This window comes from Methanoculleus sp. (genome assembly GCF_036677455.1).
GTDB lineage: Archaea > Halobacteriota > Methanomicrobia > Methanomicrobiales > Methanoculleaceae > Methanoculleus.
In genome coordinates this window covers 28954-48425 of the sequence record NZ_JAVBWL010000038.1, presented here as the reverse complement: position 1 = coordinate 48425, position 19472 = coordinate 28954, and the positions used below count along the sequence as shown (strand labels likewise).

Annotated in this window: 19 protein-coding genes and 1 pseudogene; 10 read left to right on the top strand and 10 right to left on the bottom strand. The window is 59.1% G+C overall.

Features of this window, described 5'->3' with window-relative positions; translation table 11 throughout:
• Positions 1 to 234, top strand: a pseudogene (locus V6K60_RS08575) (hypothetical protein); the annotation flags it as partial.
• An 89-nt stretch (positions 235 to 323) separates the two neighbouring features.
• Here the strand turns inward: V6K60_RS08575 and V6K60_RS08570 are convergent.
• The 3 genes from V6K60_RS08570 to V6K60_RS08560 form a co-directional block, all read right to left on the bottom strand.
• Complete coding sequence (locus V6K60_RS08570; RefSeq protein ID WP_332450104.1) at positions 324 to 548, bottom strand: type II toxin-antitoxin system HicA family toxin; 225 nt, start codon at positions 546 to 548, stop codon at positions 324 to 326.
• Positions 545 to 745 carry a type II toxin-antitoxin system HicB family antitoxin gene (locus V6K60_RS08565; protein ID WP_442919560.1) on the bottom strand — a complete coding sequence of 67 codons (201 nt, stop codon included), beginning with the start codon at positions 743 to 745 and terminating at the stop codon, positions 545 to 547. The genes V6K60_RS08570 and V6K60_RS08565 overlap by 4 nt, the downstream gene beginning before the upstream one ends.
• 108 nt (positions 746 to 853) lie before the next feature.
• A complete protein-coding gene (locus tag V6K60_RS08560) occupies positions 854 to 1198 on the bottom strand; it encodes a type II toxin-antitoxin system HicB family antitoxin (RefSeq protein ID WP_332450102.1) in 345 nt (114 codons plus the stop codon).
• Between the two features lie 621 nt (positions 1199 to 1819).
• Here V6K60_RS08560 and V6K60_RS08555 point away from each other — a divergent pair.
• Positions 1820 to 3682 (top strand): ATP-binding protein, encoded by a 1863-nt coding sequence (locus V6K60_RS08555; RefSeq protein WP_332450101.1) that lies wholly within the window; start codon positions 1820 to 1822, stop codon positions 3680 to 3682.
• A 321-nt stretch (positions 3683 to 4003) separates the two neighbouring features.
• Here V6K60_RS08555 and V6K60_RS08550 read toward each other — a convergent pair whose 3' ends face one another.
• Positions 4004 to 5047, bottom strand: coding sequence for a restriction endonuclease (locus V6K60_RS08550; RefSeq protein WP_332450100.1), 1044 nt, complete (start codon positions 5045 to 5047; stop codon positions 4004 to 4006).
• 319 nt (positions 5048 to 5366) lie between these two features.
• On the opposite strand from V6K60_RS08550, the gene V6K60_RS08545 reads away from it, so the two are divergent.
• Positions 5367 to 5777, top strand: coding sequence for a hypothetical protein (locus tag V6K60_RS08545; RefSeq protein WP_332450099.1), 411 nt, complete (start codon positions 5367 to 5369; stop codon positions 5775 to 5777).
• Between the two features lie 433 nt (positions 5778 to 6210).
• On the opposite strand, the gene V6K60_RS08540 is transcribed toward V6K60_RS08545, so the two are convergent.
• The 4 genes from V6K60_RS08540 to V6K60_RS08525 all read right to left on the bottom strand — a co-directional run bounded on the left by V6K60_RS08540 (position 6211) and on the right by V6K60_RS08525 (position 10427).
• Positions 6211 to 6825 carry an HNH endonuclease signature motif containing protein gene (locus tag V6K60_RS08540; protein WP_332450098.1) on the bottom strand — a complete coding sequence of 205 codons (615 nt, stop codon included), beginning with the start codon at positions 6823 to 6825 and terminating at the stop codon, positions 6211 to 6213.
• 890 nt (positions 6826 to 7715) lie between these two features.
• Positions 7716 to 8684, bottom strand: a complete 969-nt coding sequence (locus V6K60_RS08535) for a type IV pilin N-terminal domain-containing protein (RefSeq protein WP_332450097.1) — start codon at positions 8682 to 8684, stop codon at positions 7716 to 7718.
• Between the two features lie 8 nt (positions 8685 to 8692).
• On the bottom strand, positions 8693 to 9520 hold the full coding sequence (locus V6K60_RS08530; RefSeq protein ID WP_332450096.1) for a type IV pilin N-terminal domain-containing protein: 828 nt from the start codon (positions 9518 to 9520) through the stop codon (positions 8693 to 8695).
• A 7-nt stretch (positions 9521 to 9527) separates the two neighbouring features.
• On the bottom strand, positions 9528 to 10427 hold the full coding sequence (locus tag V6K60_RS08525) for a DUF7289 family protein (RefSeq protein WP_332450095.1): 900 nt from the start codon (positions 10425 to 10427) through the stop codon (positions 9528 to 9530).
• A gap of 182 nt (positions 10428 to 10609) precedes the next feature.
• Between V6K60_RS08525 and V6K60_RS08520 the strand changes: the two genes are divergently transcribed.
• Both V6K60_RS08520 and uppS read left to right on the top strand, forming a co-directional pair.
• Positions 10610 to 11620: a radical SAM protein gene (locus V6K60_RS08520; RefSeq protein ID WP_332450094.1), complete on the top strand. Its 1011-nt coding sequence runs from the start codon at positions 10610 to 10612 to the stop codon at positions 11618 to 11620.
• Entirely contained in the window at positions 11617 to 12393 is a 777-nt protein-coding gene (uppS, locus tag V6K60_RS08515; protein ID WP_332450107.1) for a polyprenyl diphosphate synthase, read from the top strand. The genes V6K60_RS08520 and uppS overlap by 4 nt, the downstream gene beginning before the upstream one ends.
• A gap of 3 nt (positions 12394 to 12396) precedes the next feature.
• On the opposite strand, the gene V6K60_RS08510 is transcribed toward uppS, so the two are convergent.
• Positions 12397 to 12987 (bottom strand): undecaprenyl diphosphate synthase family protein, encoded by a 591-nt coding sequence (locus V6K60_RS08510; RefSeq protein ID WP_332450106.1) that lies wholly within the window; start codon positions 12985 to 12987, stop codon positions 12397 to 12399.
• Complete coding sequence (locus V6K60_RS08505; protein ID WP_332450093.1) at positions 12984 to 14621, bottom strand: helix-hairpin-helix domain-containing protein; 1638 nt, start codon at positions 14619 to 14621, stop codon at positions 12984 to 12986. Before V6K60_RS08505 ends, V6K60_RS08510 begins: the two co-directional genes overlap by 4 nt.
• An 80-nt stretch (positions 14622 to 14701) precedes the next feature.
• Here V6K60_RS08505 and V6K60_RS08500 point away from each other — a divergent pair, with 80 nt between their 5' ends.
• From V6K60_RS08500 to V6K60_RS08480, 5 genes are read left to right on the top strand one after another with little or no spacing between them, the layout of a single operon-like run.
• Positions 14702 to 15337 carry a metal-dependent transcriptional regulator gene (locus tag V6K60_RS08500; RefSeq protein WP_332450092.1) on the top strand — a complete coding sequence of 212 codons (636 nt, stop codon included), beginning with the start codon at positions 14702 to 14704 and terminating at the stop codon, positions 15335 to 15337.
• Positions 15334 to 17184: a ferrous iron transport protein B gene (feoB, locus tag V6K60_RS08495; RefSeq protein ID WP_332450091.1), complete on the top strand. Its 1851-nt coding sequence runs from the start codon at positions 15334 to 15336 to the stop codon at positions 17182 to 17184. The genes V6K60_RS08500 and feoB overlap by 4 nt, the downstream gene beginning before the upstream one ends.
• Before the next feature lie 14 nt (positions 17185 to 17198).
• Positions 17199 to 17918, top strand: a complete 720-nt coding sequence (locus tag V6K60_RS08490; RefSeq protein ID WP_332450090.1) for an RAD55 family ATPase — start codon at positions 17199 to 17201, stop codon at positions 17916 to 17918.
• 31 nt (positions 17919 to 17949) lie between these two features.
• Positions 17950 to 18702 (top strand): diphthine synthase, encoded by a 753-nt coding sequence (dph5, locus tag V6K60_RS08485; protein ID WP_332450105.1) that lies wholly within the window; start codon positions 17950 to 17952, stop codon positions 18700 to 18702.
• On the top strand, positions 18699 to 19268 hold the full coding sequence (locus V6K60_RS08480; protein ID WP_332450089.1) for a DUF357 domain-containing protein: 570 nt from the start codon (positions 18699 to 18701) through the stop codon (positions 19266 to 19268). Before dph5 ends, V6K60_RS08480 begins: the two co-directional genes overlap by 4 nt.
• The last annotated feature ends 204 nt before the right edge of the window (positions 19269 to 19472 follow it).

Sequence of the window (19472 nt, the reverse complement as noted above, 5' to 3'; positions counted from 1 at the left end):
GGGAAGATCGAGGTCGCGGGCCGGACGGAGGAGTTCACGTTCTTCAAGTACAACCAGGCGGCAAGCCCGGAGGACCTGGGCCGGTTCATGGTCTATAGGAGCAACCCGGAGGCCTACTGGTTCGACGACTACACGGACCTGGTGGACGAAGGAAGGGTCTGGGGGCCGGAGGAGACGGTGCAGGATGCCCCGGACCTGTCGTCGTCGCCGGATGCGGGATGCATGCTGGGGTGAAGGGGGGGTTGAGCTCCGGGGAGAACTTCCTCTGGGGGTCATAATTCCTGCCTCTTTCTCCAACGGTGTATTGGGGGTTATCAATCCCGCTAAAGGAGCGCCCGGAATTCATCGACGGTGATCCCGGCCTGGAAAAGAATTGTCTGGGGCGTTTTGGGTGCAAGAGTTTTCCCGGAATGTACAGGGACGGTGACGATAACGCCGCGCTGAGGATGATAGAGATAATGGTGACTCCCCCGGATGCCAACTCCCTCAAAGCCGGCTTTCTTGAGAGCACTGACCGCTTTCTCACCGGTGGTTCTCGGGAGTTTCATGTCCCTGCGTTGCCTGCATTTACGGGTACGGAGACCTCAACCGGGATCGGTTTTCCGAGTTTTCTCGCGACTTCGATATACCCCGCGATCGCCTCTTCGATCTGCGCCAGCGCCTCTTCCCAGGTAGATCCTTCGCTGACGCATCCCGGAAGGGACGGTACCGTTACGGTATACCCTCCATCCTCATTCTGTTCCATAAGGACTGTATAGCGGAGACGAGTATCTGACACGCGATCCCTCCAGTAGTGGAAAGTTGTCCACGACACTATATACGGGTTGTGCCGGTGTTGACCACGGGGCCGGACTCATACATCCAGAGCCGGGTGGGTGTTGAGCGGCCCATCGGCACGAAGCCTGGTGTCCCACAGGAGAGGTCCGATCCTATGCGGCCGGCACCGGTATCCGCCCCGGTGACCTCTCCCACGGTGCGGCCGGCAGCCAGGGGATCGGGTGCCCGCGCCGGAGCCGTAGATCAGGCGCTCACCGATGACGCCGGCAGGGTTTCGCCTGCACTCCTCAAGTGTCCTCCCGGGTGCAGAGACCCCGGGAAGTTCCGGGACTTCCCCGTAGTGCGGTTCGGCGTCCTCGATGATCTCGTATTGGGCGTGTTCGGGTGCCGCGGTGATGTACTCGAAGGTCATTTTGTGCATCTATGGGGTCTTTGTTCGTTGATTGGGGTAGTGGGTTACTTAGCCGCCCGATGTGCATTGCATCTGCCATAGTCCAATGGCGGATGGTGGGAGCAGGGGTTACATCGAGAGAGCCGTTACACATATATTGTCTGCTATACGCCTGCGAAACAGTGGCTATTGTCACGTCCTAGGTGGATGGACGGCTAATATGTATGAGCCGAGGATCAATATAGTCTCTCAAAGATGGGCAGGATGTTTCAGGACGAACGTACAGAAAACCGCCGAAATGGCATTATCGAAGACAAAGAGGGTGCGTTCTGAATGGGTGTCTGCAGTGCCCGGAAAAAATGAAAATGTTCTTCATATTCTAGGCCTAGACAGGAGTAGTTATCATTCAGTGGGAGAAACCAAGGCTCTGATGAGAACAAAGTGATACTGCGCTCTAAGTCAGTTGGTGGGTTTCCTTGCTCTCGCTATCTCTATTAGAGAGTAGAAATGTGCTCCGTGCATGAGGGGGGGCTGATTATGGGACTAAATTCAACCATTTCATCTAATTCCTGCTTCTGGCATTGAGGGGATTGAGACGGAATCCGACGAAGTCAAACTGGAAATTGCAGTGCTACTTGAGGAGGTAATTTGATGAGGTGTTCCGAACTCTTCGACCAGTTGAATGAGCTTGATGAACACCCCCGTATTGAAGCAAAAACTGCACGTGAAGTCAGTGTATCGCTCATGGAGACGATATGCGCTTATGCTAACGAACCAGGGCTTTCAGGAGGCTTTCTCCTGCTGGGCATCCGTGAATGCGAGGAGCCCCGGGATCGAAAGTACTGCGTCGTAGGCATCGACAATCCCGATAAGATTCAGCGTGACATTGTCGAACAATGTGCTTCCCGTTTCAACCGAGTGGTCCGTCCGGAGTGTTTCGTCGAAATCGTTGAAGGTAAAGCAGTTGTCGGCATTTTCGTTCCTGAGGCACAAGCAGGGGATAAGCCGATTTTCTTCAAGAAAGTAGGGTTGCCAAAAGGTGCTTTCCGTCGGATCGGTTCGACGAATCAGCAGTGTACCGACGATGATCTTCAGGTGCTCTATCAGGAGAGGCAAGTGCATCCATATGATGAAACCATTGTTGCCGATGCGACGCTTGATGACCTGGATGGCGACGCCATTGCTGAGTATCGTCGTGCCCGCACCGGCGTTGATCCTGATGCGGAGGAGCTCCGCTGGAGCGACGCCGAGCTTCTTGAGTCGCTCCACTGTGTCAAGATGAGTGAAAACACACTTCGGCCGACTGTTGCCGGCCTCATTCTGTTCGGATCGAAAAAAGCGCTCCGTAAGTTTTTCCCGATGATGCGCCTGGATTACCTCCGCGTTCCCGGGCGCAACTGGGTTGAAGATCCCGATCATCCTTTTGAAGCAATTGAGATGCGTGAACCGCTTTTTCACCTTCTATCGCGAGGATTGGCGGCGATCATGGATGATATTCCTCGTGCATTCACTTTTACATCCGATGGTCTCATGCGGCAGGAGGAACCTCGCATCCCACCGCGAGTCATCCGTGAGGCACTGGTCAATGCTCTGATGCACCGAAGTTACCTCATCCATAGTCCGGTGCAGGTTATCCGATATGCAAACCGGCTTGAGATACGCAATCCCGGGCACTCACTCAAACCAGTCGAATCGCTTGGTGAGCCTGGCTCAAGACCGCGCAACCCGACGATCGCTGGTGTCCTGCACGAAACGAAGTTTGCGGAGAGCAAGGGGAGTGGAATCCGGGTCATGCGTCAGATTATGAAGAGCGCACGCCTCTCGCCACCGACCTTCGAATCTGAGCGCGAGCAGGATCTCTTCGCGGCAACCTTCCTCCTGCATCATTTCCTCGATCAGCGGGATCTCCAGTGGCTTGAGCATTTCAAAGATGCAAACCTCAGCGCTGATGAGGCGCGGATACTGATTCATGCTCGGGAGATCGGTTCCGTTAGCAATGCCATCTGCCGGGATTATACGGGTATCGACACGCTGGCGGCAAGTGGAATGCTACGACGGCTCCGAGATCTGGGGTTGCTCGTGCAGCACTCCCACGCATCGGCGACGTATTATACTCCTACCCGGCGGCTGCTCCATCCGGGGAAAGAGGAGAAGAAGACTGTTGAAGGAGGGGGAGTCATTGGAGGAGGTCACCCTGTGCCTGAGGGCTTACCTACCATGCCTGAGGGCTTACCTACCATGCCTGAGGGCTTACCTACCTGCCTACCTACCAAGCTTGCGGAAGCTATCCGAAACCTCGGACAGAGAAGCCCGCCGGGGCAGGTGCAGCAGGTCATCACCGAACTCTGCAGCATCCGGGCGTATACGGCCGACGAACTCGCGGTGCTCCTCCGGAGAAACAAAAAGTGGGTGTTCCGGAGTTATCTCTCCCCTCTACTTCGCGCCGGGATTCTCGAGTACACGGTTCCCGAAAATCCCCGGCATCCATTGCAGGCATACCGGACGAAGAAGTGAGGTGGACCGAGCGCGGGAAGCAGCCGGGTACGTTGTGAAGCCGTGCTGGGTTTGCGAGCATGTTAGACCTGGTTTATCTGGGTGAAGGCGCCTATACCAAGATCTGGGCGCCTCTGGTGGATGAGGGGAGAGGAGCACACCTTTCAGGTGTTCGAGGGACGCGATTACCTCATCGTGGGGACTTTCGCTAGAGTGGGCTCGCCCTATTGCCAACACTTGCTCATTGGCTAAGTTAACCCTCTGGTTGAAACGGTTGACCGGAAATCGCCGGAGACGTCAGCGATTCCGGTTATCACATCGACGATTTTTTGGCAGCAGGTCTTAGAACTCGATGTTCTGGAATCTACTCCTCCTTTTACGAACATCTTTTTCTTTAGGCAGAGACATCAGGACGTTTTCGGGGCGATATACCTCGGTGACCATTTCGCTAACATCTTTTTCTTCAGGCGGAGAAATGATTCTACAATAATCCAACTTGTCCGGGAGACTGATATCGATTTTCATTATTCTTCTGACAGTAGCTTCGTGTATTGCTCGTTTAAGCGGAATGTCCAGTTCAAAAATTTTATCGCCGTCGCTCGTTCTGTCAATGCGCTCTATTAACTTTTGAGCGATTCCATTGGGCAGGTTGAAACAAACCCTTTGACCATTCAAATCCAGATTGAAAACAGTTGCACCATTCCGCGCACTCCGACTGATCTTTACGCCGGAGATCTGATCCGTATCTGAAGGGATTCTAATCTCTTCTATCCATCCCTTGTCACCAACCAGTATTACAGGATAAGCATTATCGATGATACCCACAACCAGCGTCGGGGTGTCATTGAAATACTCAGCCGTAGTCTGGAAACATTTGAATTTTTCCACCAGATCCACTTTTTTAAGATTCTTCAGTGCATCGCTGTCAATCCCGGAAACGAATTGTTTTATTCCTGTAACGATGTGGGTCATTTTTTCAATGCCAGAGAACGAGACTAGGAATATATTATGCGCCCATGCGTAATCCTGTGCTTCAGGAGAATACGAGCCGGCACTAAATATGCATCCGGCATCTAAATACCTGTGAGGAGTGTTCCGTTCCTTATCCTTGCCGACGACGTAGTTTTCGGAGATATCCTGTACAACACCGAAAAAATTCCTTATCGTTTCGAGTCCGGCGGTTCCGTTGTAACACTTGGCTTCGGCCAGTAACCGGATTGGATACGTGAACGCCGTGGGAATTTCCAGCGTGCCATACGCATCGATCTGGTGACATGCGCCTCTTCCTTCCAGCAGTCCTGTATTCACACTGACGTATCCGGCTTCTTCGAGTAAATCCCAGATTACCTTCTCAAAGACATAACCGCGAGCTTGCAACTCCTTCATATACTCCCTCGAGTCTATAGTGACTCCTTGCCGGAACTCTACAATAAACCTATGGGTCGCATGCTCGATTGGAAACGATGTGTTTGGGAAAATGCTTTGGTTTGATGGAAATAGAAAGTTATGTACGCGCGTATGCACAATACACAATGTATGCATATAATGCACGTGTGTTATGGTGAAAGATATGGAAACCGGTGCCGAAGAGACTGGAAAGAGCTCGTCCGAGTGGAAGAACAACTGAATTAAGGAAGACACCTATACTCGTCTTTCTGCTCTGGGGTCGATGAAAGACAGCTTCGATGATGTCATTAACTGACTATTGGATTACTACGACTTCTCGCCGTCGAAATCTATCGACGACCTTCGGAAGTACGCGGCGCTGCCGGAAAATGCCGAGTACGCAGAAGCCGCTCTTGAACTGCTCGAAGCCGTCCCGAACCTGGGAGATGACATGTCGTTTACGCTGATGATCGACCGAAGCGACAGATCTGATCTACCCCTTGATGAAAATCGGAAAAATCTGGCGGTCTTCAACAGGAACAAGACGCCGTTTGTGATTGTAAAGATGGCGAGGCTGGGTCAGGCCTATACCTACGTACCTAGCAGACTCCCCAGTGCTGCATCCCCCTATCCCGGATGGAAGCGCCTCAACAATGTCTATGATAGCGACTCATTGGAGGGAACGGTGCAGAGTCTCCGGAATTATTACGACACGATGGTTATCGAGTAAATCGGCGATTTTCCTATGAGATGTCGAATTGGGCGGTGGGTGAGGGGGATTCACCCTCGGACGCTCCCAAATAAGCCCAAATCCGCGTTATTTTTCGATTTTACGGCCTTCTTCAGATGGCGGATCCCAATCCTGGAATTAAACGGAGCATATCGCTCCGAATCTTGAAATACGGCCGGATCGCGAGGCCATATCAGCGATATGAGCGCCAGTAATTTTCTGGGGATGTTTCGGCCGGTTCCGAGATCGGCCGTATGAGGACTTCTGTGGGGGTTGGAATTCGGCAGGATTTCCGCCGGATTCCAGATATATATGCGTTGCTTAACCGAAACGGCAGCCGGGAGCATGCCTGACGGGGCCGGAGGCGGGAGTCCCTGGGAATGTTTCGGTTCAGCAGGAAACCCTCCCGACCTGGTTGTGTACAATTCCGTGCTCAATACTTCCTACTGCGGATCGACTTTGCTGGAACTGTGTTCCTGTAACCCGTGCCGTGGCACTTCGGACACATTGTCGAAAGAGGAAGATCCTTTCCGGTTCCGTTGCAGGGTTTACACTTTTCAGGAGGGTCGTACACATTGATCTCTTTTTCTCCATGGCATATCGGACATTCATAGAGCCCGGTCAGTCCCTTACCGCTGCCTTTACAAAATCCACACTTAACTTTGATGGTTTTCGGCTTCGCTGGCGCCTTTCGGACATTTGTCTTTCCGGCACCGGTTTGCTTTTGAGTAAGTCTATAGTTTTTGATTTGGTTATTTACCCTTCCATGAATGGTATTATGGCAATTGCTGCATAAAAGAGTCAGGTTCGGCGTTAGCGGGTTGCTCGGATCTCCATCGATATGATGAATATTGAATTTATGGGGATCTGTATACGGTAAATCACACCCATCGCATTTCGCGTTGCACCTGCGAACGATCTCTTTGCCTTGACTGTCTTCAGGACTTATTCGCTCTTTCTTCTTTCTCTCGCCTGCGTCAACACGCTTCTTCTCCCCTGTGAAGAGCTGGTTCACGTACGATTCTATCTTTGCTTCGTTGATCCCCATACGATAGGGGAATTCACTTTGAATATACATAATTGCCGAAAGTGTTCTGTGGGAGGTATTCCGGATATTGGAAATTGAAGGAAACTGAGAGGTGAGGGAGCCGTCGCAGTCACCTAGATGCTGAACGGCGTGCCGGGTAGAGTCACCCTCTCAATGCTTAGAAAGAAGGCCAAATTAGCGTTTTTCGATTTTAACGAAGATTTTGGATGGCGAGTTTTGGCTTTGAAATTAAGCGAAGAAGATTGCCTCGATTTCCGGAATACGGCAGGATCGCAGGGCCATATTGGAGATATGAGCATCAGTAATTTTCGGGGGTGTTCTCTCCTATGCCTCGCCTCGAGATCTGCCGTCTGCGGGCGTCTGTGGGGGTGATCTTTCCGGGTGGCTCGGGCGGATTTAAAGGGTGCTTGGCTTTTGGGGTGCAAGGCGATACCTCTGATCAAAGTGAAGTTAGGCTGAGTAAGGAAGAGGCGCAGGCGTCAGGCATCGGAGAGGGACGGGGCTGTGCTGCCAATGAGGATGGCAGTACTGAGGGATGCGGATGCGGCTTTGACGAATGAGCACGTAGCAAAGATTTGTTGGAAAATTAGTTGTAGGTTGCAACTGCCGTCCGTTTGGAGTTGTCTCCGACGGATACCGCCAGATTTGTTTGATCGTTGTTTTGGTTGACGCCGTCGATTACCCAGTGTTTGAAGGTCTTCCACTTGTCCTTTATCGTCAGTATATCCAGAAGCAGCTTGAATTGTGATGGTGAATGCCGAGTTGCCCTGTGTCCTTGAAATATCAAACGGAGCCGTTCCCGAACCGCTCATGTCGTCCCAGTAATCTATATTTACATTCAGCGGATCTCCGTTCGGCTTCTCGGCGCTTATGTGCAACGTGGACGTATGCTACGGCGGCGTGATGAGTTGGTAGGATTCTGCACCGCATGGGCCGATGTTCGCTACATTGCTGCCTGTCTGTAGCCAGAGTGTACCTTCTGTTGAGGGCTGAATGTTATAAAGGCGTATCTGCCGTTCATCCTGCCCAGAAATGATTGTACTCCCATCAACGGTAAATCCTGTGTAACGCATTACGGCTGGGATGTTGACAGTGATTGTCGAGCGGGTGAAAATATTATCGACGTTGATTGAGCTCAAGGTTCCGCTACCAACCACGGCCCCATTAATGGTGACGGTGATATTCGATGAAGGAAAACCCTGGATCCCTGTTGCTCCGGCATTGATAGTTCCCGTCGTATCCGAACCGAGCGTTAGCCTGACAGAATCTCCTGGATTCAGGCTGACAGGGTTACCATTAAGGGTCAACAATCTAATGCCGGAATTCGCTACCGTGAATTGATAGTATCCGCCGCTCTCGAAGTAACTCGTTTTCTGCGAGTTGAATTGAATATCATGCACCACAGGTGTTGGTGTCACCGTCACCGTTGGTGTGGGTGTCACGGCCCCGATCTCATGGAGGAGCCAGTCGCTCCCGGTGCGGCCCACGTCCTCTCCGGTGATCTGGATCCAGGGACTCTCAGCATCAAACATGCCATCATCGAGCACGAGGGCCTCCCCGGTCTTCCACGACGTCCAGGTATCGTGCTCCATCCCCGCGATGTCGATGAGGTTGAAGTCGGCCGTCCGGTCAACTCCATTGATGAAGATAGTGAAATGCCCCGACTCGAGCGGGTCGCCGCCGTCGTGGTAGAGGGTAATATTCCCTCCCTCGTTTGCCATCCGGGCGATCATCGCGGGCGCCGCATCGCCGGGCGGGCTGGAGAGGAGCGCCACCCCGACTATCGCTGCCGCCGTCACGAAGATGGCGATGAGGGCCATGACGCCGATGAGTTCGGAGGCTGCGGTGTCGTTGGGCATGGCTGTATTTACCCTTCTTTTTTGCCGTGAATTGTTGCAAGAATTGACTGGCTTGCGACAATATCCGTTGTGTTATATGCGATTACTGTTATGGAGAGACGTTCGCCTTCCTTTCCAATAGATCCAACAATATGGAGCGTCCTATTATAATAGTAATCCAATGCTGCGCTTTTGGTCATCTGGTACGCATGAGCATTGGTAATCTTATTATCTGAGGGATTTGGGGGGGTGTCATAATTGTAGATGGCAAGGTCAACGCGGTCAATATCGTCTCTCTCAATCCTTGCAGCAAAGTCAAAGTATTCTTTTTCATCGATATCTGACATTATATCCGGTGACACAATAATCTCTTCAAGTGTTGGGGTTGGTGTCACCGTCACCATTGGCACAATTGCCGAGCCCCCTGCATCCACATACCCGCTAGCGTCCACCACCCCGGCCACATATGCCGGTTCGGCGATCATCATCTCTGCGCCACCCGAATCCACGACCGAGATGACAACCCTTTCGGGCGTACCCTTGTACGTAAGTTTCTCGCCTATCGACCAGATGCCGTCACCGGTGAGGACGAACTCATCGGTCCGGTCCTCAAGCCCGCTCCCGGTGTCCACGTAGATGCGGTAACTCCCTTTTGTCAGGGCGTCGCCGCCCTCGTGGGAGAGAACGAAGGTGGTGTCATTCCCTCCCGCCACCACACTCATGTGCGGGATCTCGGAGGGCGCCGGCTGGGAGAAGAACGTCACCGCCACGATCGCCACCCCGAGCACCGTCACCGAGAGCAGGAGGATGATCCCGACCACCTCGGAGACTGCCCTATCATCCGTAATATTCGCCATTTCTACCTCACTCAATCAACGACGCTGCGGACGTGATGCTCACCAGGTAGTCCGCACGCGTGGTCATGAGATTGACATCTCGTGTGGTGTTGGTATACGGTCCCTCGATCTTCACGTATGCCGTTCCTGAGGCTCTGCCGATTTTGTACCACGAAGGAGGGATGCCCTCGCGTCGTGTCGCCTCCCTGAACGCTCTCTCCCATGCCTGAGCGTATCCCTCATCGCCTGCATCGATTGAGATGTTCACCCAGGGATAGTTTCCCGTGAGATTACCGTAGGCCGGCATATCACGCAACCGCGTCTCCATCCGCACCGGCCCGGAGCCGGCGAGGGAGGCCGACCCTGTGATGTTCACCGGTGTGATGGCGACGGTGGCGCTGCCGTTGGTGTTGTAGACCGATATGGGCGGCCCGACCCGCACCACCGTCCCCCCCTCCTGGGAGAGGAAGACCGCGCCCCCCTGGTAGGTCCAGGTCTGGTCCACCCAGTAGTTGTTCGAGGATTTGTAGGAGAGGCTGCCGAGGGGGATAGTCACCGTAGGCTTCCCTGCAGGCTCAATCGTCAGGTTCGCCCCGCCGCTCTTCGCCGAGACCGTCCCCCCCGATCCCACGGGGGTGAGGATCGGGATCGTGAACGCCCCGCCCCCGGTCGTCGTCGCCCCCGTCCCGAGGTCGAAGGCCGTCGAGAGGAGCACCCCGGACCTGTTGTTCACCCACAGCGAATCCAGAGCAATCTTATAATCCACGAATCGGTCCTTCACCTGGTTCATGTGCGCGATCTCGTCCTCCCTTCCCGCCGCCGGGACCCCGTAGAGCTGGTAGAGCGCGAGCGCGACGACGATCACGCCGAGGAGGAGGACAAACCCGACGACCTCCGAGAGGCCGTCATCACGCGCATGAGGCAGCATACTCAACGTAATTCTCTGCGTGAGACCTATATTTACCTATTGTTCCCCGTCATCCCTGCTTTTGCTGGCAAAAACGGATCGGGGAGATATCCGGCGACATCCCGCCCTCCGTCACCCTTCCCGGCCGTCTCCCGGTTCACCATCAAACCTTTTCACCTCGGCCCGCCCATAGCTACTCCAGTATGCAACAGGAGTCGGGAGTATCCCCGGACGGAGTATCCCTCTCACCGGGATGCGTCCTCTGCCACCAGGGTGCAAAAATGGTCCTCTTCGTGACCGGCCGGTGCCGTCGCACCTGCTGGTACTGCCCGCTCTCCCGCGAGCGAAAAGGCCGGGATGTGGTCTTTGCCAACTCACGGCAGGTCTCGTCGCCGGCCGAGGCCATCGAGGAGGCCGAGAGCATGAGCGCCCTCGGGACCGGCGTCACCGGCGGCGAACCGCTGATCGTCCTTGACCGGGTGGTGGAGTACTCCCGGGCTCTCAAGGAGCACTTTGGCCCGGAGCACCAGATCCACCTCTACACCGGCCTCGCACCCGATGAGGCCGCGCTCCGGCGCCTGCAGGGGCTGGTCGACGAGATCCGGCTCCATCCCCCGCACGAGTGCTGGCCGGATATCCTCGATACCGACTACGCCCGCTCCGCCGTCCTCGCCCGGGAGCTGGGCTTCCTCGTCGGGATCGAGGTCCCGGCGCTCCCCGGCATCGGGGCCCTTGCCGCCGCCCTCCCGCTCCTCGACTTCCTCAACATCAACGAACTCGAGTGGGGCGAGACCTGCGCCGACGCCATGCGCGAGCGCGGGCTCGAACCCGAGGACGGCGTGCACAACGCCGTGCTGGGCGCCCGGGAGTGGGCGGCGGAACTCCCCCGCGATCCGAAAGTCCACTTCTGTTCGTCGGTCTTCAAGGACTCCGTCCAGCTACGGGAACGGTTAAAGCGGATCGCCGCCAACACTGCGCGACCGTTTGAAGAGGTGACCGACGACGGGACCGTCGTCTACGGCGTGCTCGAGCCGGCAGGTCCCGTCGACGAGTTCCTCGCGAGCCTCGATGGGGATGACTACATGGTCTGCGACAAAACGATCGAGATGGCGTGGTGGGTGCTTGCCGAAGAGGGTGCCGGGCTGCCGGGCAGGAAATACGTCGTCGAGCGCTACCCGAACGGCGGCATGGTAGTCGAGGTGACGCCACTCTGACGCTCAGATCCGGGATCGATGCCCTCTACGAGCGCTACCTGCGCTGGCAGGTGAAGCACATCCCCCGGCACGTTGCGGTGATCCAGGACGGCAACCGCCGGTATGCCCGGGACCAGGGGCTCAACACGGCGGTCGGGCACCGGCTCGGGGCGGACACCACCGAGGAGTTCCTCGACTGGGCGTGCGACCTCGGCGTCCGGCACATCACGCTCTATACCTTCTCCACCGAGAACTTCCGGAGGGATAAAGATGAGCTCGCCTCGCTCTTCACGCTCTTCCGGGAGAAGTTCCTCGCCATCATCCGGGACGAGCGGGTCCACCGGAACCATATCCGGGTCCAGATGATCGGCGACCGCTCCCTCCTCTCCGACGACCTCCTCTCGACGATCGACGCCGCGGAGGAGGCTACAAGGGGCTACACCGACTACTACATCAACGTCGCGCTCGCCTACGGCGGCAGAAACGAGATCGTCCACGCCGCCCAATCGATCCTCGACGAGGTCAGGCGGGGCGAGATCGATCCCGCAGCCATCGACCCCGACACCGTCGAGAACCACCTCCACCGGGGGGCAGCGCCCATACCCCCCGTCGACCTGATCATCCGGACCGGCAACGATTGCCGGACCTCGAACTTCCTCCCCTGGCTCGCAAACGGCCACGAGTCGGCCGTCTACTTCTGCGCTCCCTACTGGCCGGCGTTCAGGAAGATCGATCTCCTGCGGGCGATGCGGGTCTATGACCAGCGCATGCGCTTGAAAGAGCGCGCGGCCTGACGGTTATCGCCCGAACCGGCGCGCCCGCGACTGGAAGTCCCTGAGCGCCCGCAGAAAATCCACCTTCCGGAGCAGCGCCCAGTTGACGTCCAGGAAGAAGAGTTCGGAGTAGACCGACTGCCAGATCAAAAAGTCGGTCAGGTGGTCCCCGCCCGTCTTGATGACCAGGTCCGGCTCGTAGTTGAAGGTGAGGTAGGACTCGAGCACGTCCTCGTCGACCGATTTGGGGTCGACGCCGTCCTCGGCCATCCGCCGGACACAGCCGGCGATCTCCTCCCGCCCGCTCTTCCCGATCGCGACCGTCACATCCATGCCCTCCCCGCTGACCTCTTGTGTATCGCGATAGTGCAGCGTCAGGCGTGCGATCGAGGCGACCGCCCGGATCCGCGGGAGGCAGCGTTCCAGCCCCGCCGGGTTGCCGGTGCTGATATGGAACATGGCGCTCCCGATCCCGAGGTCGCGGCACCACTCCGCGGCACGGTAGAGGTTGTCCGGGGCGTCGAGCATGTCCTGCTCCGTGATCATGAAGCAGATATGTTCAGGGAGCGTATGGAGGTCGCGAAGCAGGACCCTCTCGTAGAACCGGTAGATCACGAGAGCCACTCCAGCAGCCCTGACAGGGGGAGGGTGTTGAGGAGATCGCCCGGGGCGCACCAGCCCCGGCGCGCCAGCATGACGCCGTTCTTCATATTCGCAAACTCGCCGGTGCAATGGGCATCGGTCCCTGCAGCCAGTTTCACTCCTCTCTTCTTGGCGTGCAGGATATAAATATCCTCAAGATCGAGCCGGTGCGGCGACGCATTGATCTCGAGGGCCGTCCCCGTCTCCGCCGCGTGCGCCATAACCCGGGAGAGGTCGACCGCGTAGGGAGGCCGCCGGTCGAGGAGCCGGCCGGTGGGGTGGCCGATGATGTCGACGTGCTCGTTCTCCATCGCGGTGAGGATGCGCCGGGTCAGGACGTCCTGGTCCTGGTTATGCCCCGAGTGGACGCTTGCGATGACCAGGTCTAGGTCGGCAAGCACCCGGTTCTCGTAGCCAAGGCTCCCGTCGCTCCTGATCTCCACCTCGCTCCCGGCGAGGAGCTCGCAGTCATGCCGCCGGTTGACCCGCTCGATCGCGGCCCGTTGCTCTCTGAGGGCCTCCGGGCTCACCCGTGAAGAGTGGTCGGTGATCGCGATGTAGTCATAGCCCCGGGCATCCCCGGCCTCCGCCACATCCTCAAGCGTCTGCCTCCCGTCGCTCCGGGTCGTGTGGGAATGGAAGTCCCCCCGCACGTCCCGGGTCTCGACCAGGTCCGGGAGGGCGTGCCGGAGGGCGAGTTCGACCTCGCCCCGGTCCTCGCGGAGTTCCGGGGGGATGGGGGTCATGCCGAGGAACGAGAAGACCTCCTCCTCGCTCCCGAACGTATGCACCCGGCCGTTTGCGTTCTCCAAGAGGCCGCCGGGCGTGAGCCCGTAGCCGCTCGTGAGCGCCGCCTCGCTAAGCCGTCCGAGGAACCCGGCCGACCCCGTGGCGCAGAGGAGCGCCGTGCCGCATCGGGCAGGCTCGGTGAACCGGACCTCGAGGCGCCTTTCGTCCACGGCGGCGACGCGGTCCGTGAAGGCCGCCCGGTCGGCGGTCGTGACCACCGTGACCCTGCCGACCGTGGCGGCGCCCCGGCGGTAACTCCCGGCAGCGGTATACTGCCCGTCCGGGAGGACCGCCTCGAGCCGCGTGAGCACCGCTTCGGCCGCGGGCCGGGTCATCCGGTCGGGCCGGCTCCGGTACTGCCGGATCCCGCGTGCAATCGTCTCCTCCTTCTTTGCCCCGAACCCGGGGAGGTTTTGGAGCCTCCGCCCCTTCACCGCCTGCTCCAGGTCGTCGAGCGTCAGGATGCCGAGCTGCTTCCAGAGGGTGTGCAGGGTCCGGGGCCCCACCCCGCTGATCTTGAGCAGTTCGATGAGCGATTCCGGGATGGCGGCTTGCAGCTCTTCGAGTTCCGCAAACGATCCCGTAGCGACGGTCTCCCGGATCTGCCCGGCTATCCGGGCCCCTATCCCCGGGATACGGGTGAGTTCCTCCTCATCGAGGTCGGCAACCCGGAGGGAGAGCCGCTCGACCTGCCGTGCCGCCCGCTCATAGGCCCCGATCCGGTACCGGTCAGCCCCCGTGATATCGAGGAGGCGTCCCATGAGCGCGAGCCGTTCGGCAACATCGGCGTTTGTGACCTGCGCATCAGCGGTCCTCATCACCGATCGTTTGCTCCGCCATGAGAGTTAACGCTTCTCACCCAAATCAATAAACTCCCGGAAGAGAAAGAATCTGTAACATGCTTCCTTCCACGATCGAGGATTACCTCGAAGCAGTCCTCGAGATCACGGAGAACGGCAGGCAGTCGGTGACGCCGCAGGAGATAGCCGCGGCTCTCCAGGTCCCGGATGCTGCCGCTGAGGCCGTCATCGCCTCCCTGATCAAGGAAGGATACCTGGAACGTCCAACCGGCGCCGCCGTCAGGCTGACCGGGAAGGGCCGCTCGGTGGCGTCACGGGTGGCGCGGAAACACCGTGTTCTGCAGTGTTTCCTCACGGAGATGCTCGGTGTCGATGTAGAAGCCGCGAATAAAGAGGCCTGCACGCTCGAACACGGCATCTCCGACGAGACGATCGATCGGCTCTCCTCCTACATGGGCGATGCTCACCCCCCGCCGGGACGTCCCGGGCGCTGCCGGGGCGAGGAGGCCTGCACGCTCCTCGACTGCAAGGAAGGCGATACCGTTCGGGTGGCGATGATGCGGGGCCCCCGGCGGAACCGGCGGCTGCTCGATCTCGGCATCTTCCCCGGTGAGGTGGTGCAGATCCGGCGCAAACTCCCCAACCAATCGGTCGTCGTCAGGGTGAAGGGGTGCGACATCGCTATCAGCCCCGAGATCGCGGCATCGATCCTCGTGGAGTCGTGTCCACCATGAGGTTTGCGCTGGTCGGGAACCCCAGCGTGGGCAAATCCCTGATCTTCAACCAGCTCACCGGCCTCGGGGTGGAGGTGAGCAACTACCCCGGGACCACCATCGAGTTGCACCGGGGCAACACCTGTTTCAAGCGCGAGATCGTCGAGCTCGTGGACCTTCCCGGCATCTATTCGCTCGACGGGAACTCCGAAGAAGAGAGCCTGGTCCGCGGGTTCCTTGAGGAGGGGGAGACCGATGCGGTCATCGTGGTGGCGAACGTCACGCGCCTGGAGCGTAACCTCTACCTCCTCCTCCAGGTGGCCGAGTACGGCCTCCCGATGGTCGTCGTGCTGAACATGGCCGACGAAGCCGCCGAGCAGGGGCTCGAGATCGACCCCGGCCCGATCCGCGACCTCCTCGGTGTCGAGGTGATCCTGACGGCTGCATCGCAGGGGAAGAACATCGACCGGATCATCCCGGCGGCTCTTGCTGCCTCCCGGCCGTCGAAGGTGGAGATCCCCTACGATCACCACGTGGAGGCCGCCATCCGGAGCCTGGGGAAGATGTTTGAGGCGGACCGGACCGAGAGCCTCCGGGCGCTCCTCGGGTTCGGCGAGAACCCGGAACTGCTCGAGGCGGCACGGACGATCGCCGACGAGATCGAGTCCCGGCACCGGATGACGGCCGCCCAGATCATCGCGGCCAACCGGCACAACTTCGCCCACCAGATCGCCGACCTCACGCTCAAGGAGGAGGTGGTCCTCCCCCGGTCCGATCTCGACCGTATCCTGACCCGGGCGTTCCCGGGCATCCCCATCCTCATCGGCATCCTGGTGGGGATGCTCCTCGTCGTCTTCATCGCGGGATCGTTCCTCGAAGAACTGATCGTGGACTTCTTCGACCTCTTCGCATTAGGACCGTTCCTCGCGCTCGGGCTGCCGCCGCTCGCGGAGGCGCTCGGGACGTCCATCCTGCTCGCCCTCCAGGCGGGGTTCGGGATAGCGTTCCCCTACGTCCTCCTCTTCTACATCATCATCTCCATCCTCGAGGATTCCGGCTACATGACCCGGGCGGCCTTCCTCGCCGACAACGCCATGCACCGGGTCGGGATGCACGGCGGCGCGGTCATCCCCTTCACCCTGGCGTTCGGGTGCAACGTGCCCGCGATCATGAGCATACGGCTCCTCCACTCCCGGCGTGAGCGGATCATCGCCTCGTTCCTGGTCACGATGGTCCCCTGCTCGGCTCGGACCGTCATCATCGCCGGGATCGTGGCGAGTTTTGTCGGGATCGCGGCGGCATTCAGCGTCTACGGTATCGTCCTCCTCCTGATCCTGGCAACGGGACTCGTCCTCTCCCGCGTGATGCCCGGCGAGCGGTTTGGCATGATCATGGAGATGGTGCCGCTCCGCCGGCCGGACCCGAGACTGGTGGTGAAGAAGGCCTGGACCCGCCTCTCCGAGTTCCTCTTCATCGCCATGCCCCTCCTCCTTGCCGGAAGCGTCGTCCTCGGGCTGCTCCAGTTCTTCGGGATCATGGCGATCTTCGAGGGGCTCGTGGAACCCATCACCATGGCCCTCCTCGGCCTTCCGGGCTACGCGGCGACGGCACTCATCTTCGGGATTCTCCGGAAGGAGATGGCGTTTGAGACCCTTGCCATCCTCGCGGGGACCGCGGACCTCGGGGTGGTCCTCTCGTCGTTGCAACTCTACGTATTCGCGGTCGTGACTGTCCTCTTCGTCCCCTGCCTTGCGACGATCACGGTCCTCCTGCGTGAGGTCGGCTCGCGGATCACGCTTGCCATCACGCTCTACACGGTCGCCCTCGGCCTCATTGTCGGGGCTATTCTCTTCCGTCTTCTCTCATAGGTGGTGTTTTCTCGATGTATCTCTACAAAACCGGTATCCCCCCGATCGACGCAGAGTTCGGGGGTCTGCGGGCTGCCACGAACATCCTCATCCTGGCTCCCCCCCTGGCCTACGCGGAACACCTTGCGTACCGGATAGCCTGCCCCCTCTCCGGGGAATGGACGGTCACGATCACGACCGACGAGCGTGCTGCCGATGTCGCCGGTGCGTTCCGGCGGCAGGGAGCGACCATGAACCACGTCGGGTTCATCGATGCGGTCACGAAGATGTCGGTGCCGACCCTGCGTGACACGACGAAGGCGAAGTTCGTCACGAGCCCCCTCGACCTGACCAGCATCGGGATCAAGTTCTCGCGGATGGTGGAGGATATGTGGAAAGAGGGGGTGATGGCCGATCCGCCGGGGCCGATGCCCCCGCCGGTCCGGCTCTGCGTCAACTCGGTCTCGACGCTCCTCATGTACTCGCGGCTTGAGGTGACCTTCAAGTTCCTCCACGTCATCACGAACCGGGTGAAGAAACTCGAAGGGATCGGGGTCTACGTCCTCAATCGGGAGTCTTTTGACGAGAGGACCATCGCCACGATCAAGCAGCTGATGAACATGGTCGTCGAGGTGAGGGTGGATGACGGGAGGCAGCCGGTGGAGCGGGACTTCCGCGTCGTCGGCATCCGCGGCAGGACGACTCCCTGGATCCGTTACTTCTACGATGACGGAGCACTCACGATTGAGGGATGATGACGACACCTTCTCCCGGAGCGGATCGGCCATGCTGACGTTCGTGGGCCTCGGTCTCTACGACCTCGGGGATATATCGGTAAAAGGCCTTGAATATGTCCGGAACGCCGATGCCGTCTACCTGGAATCGTATACGTCGCGATTGATGGGGACGGACATCTCTCAGATGGAGGCGTTCTTCGGCAAGGAGATCCGGGTGCTCGCGCGGGAGGACGTCGAGCAGGACCCCCGCGAGATCATCGACCGTGCCGCACAAGGCCGGGTGGCGTTCCTGACCGGGGGAGACCCGATGGTCTCGACGACGCACGCCGACCTGCGGATGCGGGCGGCCGCTGCCGGCGTTGCTACCTCCATCATCCACGCCTCGTCGATATCGAGCGCCGTCTGCGGCCTCTCGGGTCTCCAGAACTACCGGTTCGGGAAGTCCTGTTCGGTGCCGTTCCCGGCAAAAGGCTGGTTCCCGACGGCCCCCGTCGAGACGGTTGCAGCAAACCTCGCGCTCAACCTGCACACGCTCGTCTACCTCGATATCCAGAAGGACCGCTACATGCGCATCCCGGAGGCGGTCGCGCTCATCGAGGAGATGGCGGAGAAGCGCGGGATCGGGGCGCCCGCCCTCTACGTGGGCATCGCCCGGGCGGGATCGGAGGACCCCGTGGTCGCCGCCGGGTCCGGTGCGCGACTGAAAGCGACCGACTTCGGACCCCCGCTCCACATCCTCGTCGTGCCGGCGGAACTCCACCCCATGGAGCGCGAGTACCTGGAGATCTTTGCCGGATTATGACCCTCGAGGAGTACGGGGTCCTCTTTCTCGCGGCTCTCCGCCTGACCCGGAGCGCCGTCCCGGCAGAGACTCTCCTTTTCCGGGCGGCGGAGGAGGTGATCGAGATGGCGGCGGCCTACCAGAGCGACGGCACGGTCTTTCTCCGGACGGACGACCCCGTGAACGCGCTTGCCGCCTTCGCCTACGGGCTCGGATGGCTTGACGCAGGCTCGCGGATCGGGCTGCTCGAGCCGCTCGCCGTCCATCCCCCCGATGCGGTGGACGCACGCATCCCAACGTCGCAGAGCGCCCACCTGGACGAGAAGACGCACCGTTACCGACGGATGCTTCAGGGTGCCCTTGCGGCGGTTCGTGCGGTGCCGGACGAGGCAAGCCCGCTGTATCCCGGGGCAGAAGCACTCTGTTCCGTGGCGCGCTCCTGGTATACGGACGGCGTAGAGCGCCTCGATGCGGGCGACCTGGCCGGAGCCCTCGCCCGCCTCAGCTACGGTTACGCCTGGCTCGATGCCGGCGTCCGTGCGGGGCTGCTCGGGATAACCGGCGACCGGGGTCTCTTCACGGTATGAGGAGTCTTTGCGTGCAGGTGCCCGTGCCCGGTGCGGGTCGTGGATCTCACCAGACCCGATAAACCCATCGTTAAATAGTAGCCGCACGATACCTTATTAGTTCAATTCGGGTATTTTTCTGAAATTGCCCGGAGATTCGTAGTTGTCAATCGGGTTTGAGGGTTGGTCCCCGGTAGCCGCACCTCATTGCCCCGGGAGCGCAGA

Bases quoted from the DNA above. Each gene is read 5' to 3' on its own strand.
- V6K60_RS08570 (WP_332450104.1), bottom strand. From the start codon at position 548: ATGAAACTCCCGAGAACCACCGGTGAGAAAGCGGTCAGTGCTCTCAAG.
- V6K60_RS08565 (WP_442919560.1), bottom strand. From the start codon at position 745: ATGGAACAGAATGAGGATGGAGGGTATACCGTAACGGTACCGTCCCTT.
- V6K60_RS08560 (WP_332450102.1), bottom strand. From the start codon at position 1,198: ATGCACAAAATGACCTTCGAGTACATCACCGCGGCACCCGAACACGCC.
- V6K60_RS08555 (WP_332450101.1), top strand. From the start codon at position 1,820: ATGAGGTGTTCCGAACTCTTCGACCAGTTGAATGAGCTTGATGAACAC.
- V6K60_RS08550 (WP_332450100.1), bottom strand. From the start codon at position 5,047: ATGAAGGAGTTGCAAGCTCGCGGTTATGTCTTTGAGAAGGTAATCTGG.
- V6K60_RS08540 (WP_332450098.1), bottom strand. From the start codon at position 6,825: ATGGGGATCAACGAAGCAAAGATAGAATCGTACGTGAACCAGCTCTTC.
- V6K60_RS08535 (WP_332450097.1), bottom strand. From the start codon at position 8,684: ATGCCCAACGACACCGCAGCCTCCGAACTCATCGGCGTCATGGCCCTC.
- V6K60_RS08530 (WP_332450096.1), bottom strand. From the start codon at position 9,520: ATGGCGAATATTACGGATGATAGGGCAGTCTCCGAGGTGGTCGGGATC.
- V6K60_RS08525 (WP_332450095.1), bottom strand. From the start codon at position 10,427: ATGCTGCCTCATGCGCGTGATGACGGCCTCTCGGAGGTCGTCGGGTTT.
- V6K60_RS08520 (WP_332450094.1), top strand. From the start codon at position 10,610: ATGCAACAGGAGTCGGGAGTATCCCCGGACGGAGTATCCCTCTCACCG.
- V6K60_RS08505 (WP_332450093.1), bottom strand. From the start codon at position 14,621: ATGAGGACCGCTGATGCGCAGGTCACAAACGCCGATGTTGCCGAACGG.
- V6K60_RS08500 (WP_332450092.1), top strand. From the start codon at position 14,702: ATGCTTCCTTCCACGATCGAGGATTACCTCGAAGCAGTCCTCGAGATC.
- feoB (WP_332450091.1), top strand. From the start codon at position 15,334: ATGAGGTTTGCGCTGGTCGGGAACCCCAGCGTGGGCAAATCCCTGATC.
- V6K60_RS08490 (WP_332450090.1), top strand. From the start codon at position 17,199: ATGTATCTCTACAAAACCGGTATCCCCCCGATCGACGCAGAGTTCGGG.
- dph5 (WP_332450105.1), top strand. From the start codon at position 17,950: ATGCTGACGTTCGTGGGCCTCGGTCTCTACGACCTCGGGGATATATCG.
- V6K60_RS08480 (WP_332450089.1), top strand. From the start codon at position 18,699: ATGACCCTCGAGGAGTACGGGGTCCTCTTTCTCGCGGCTCTCCGCCTG.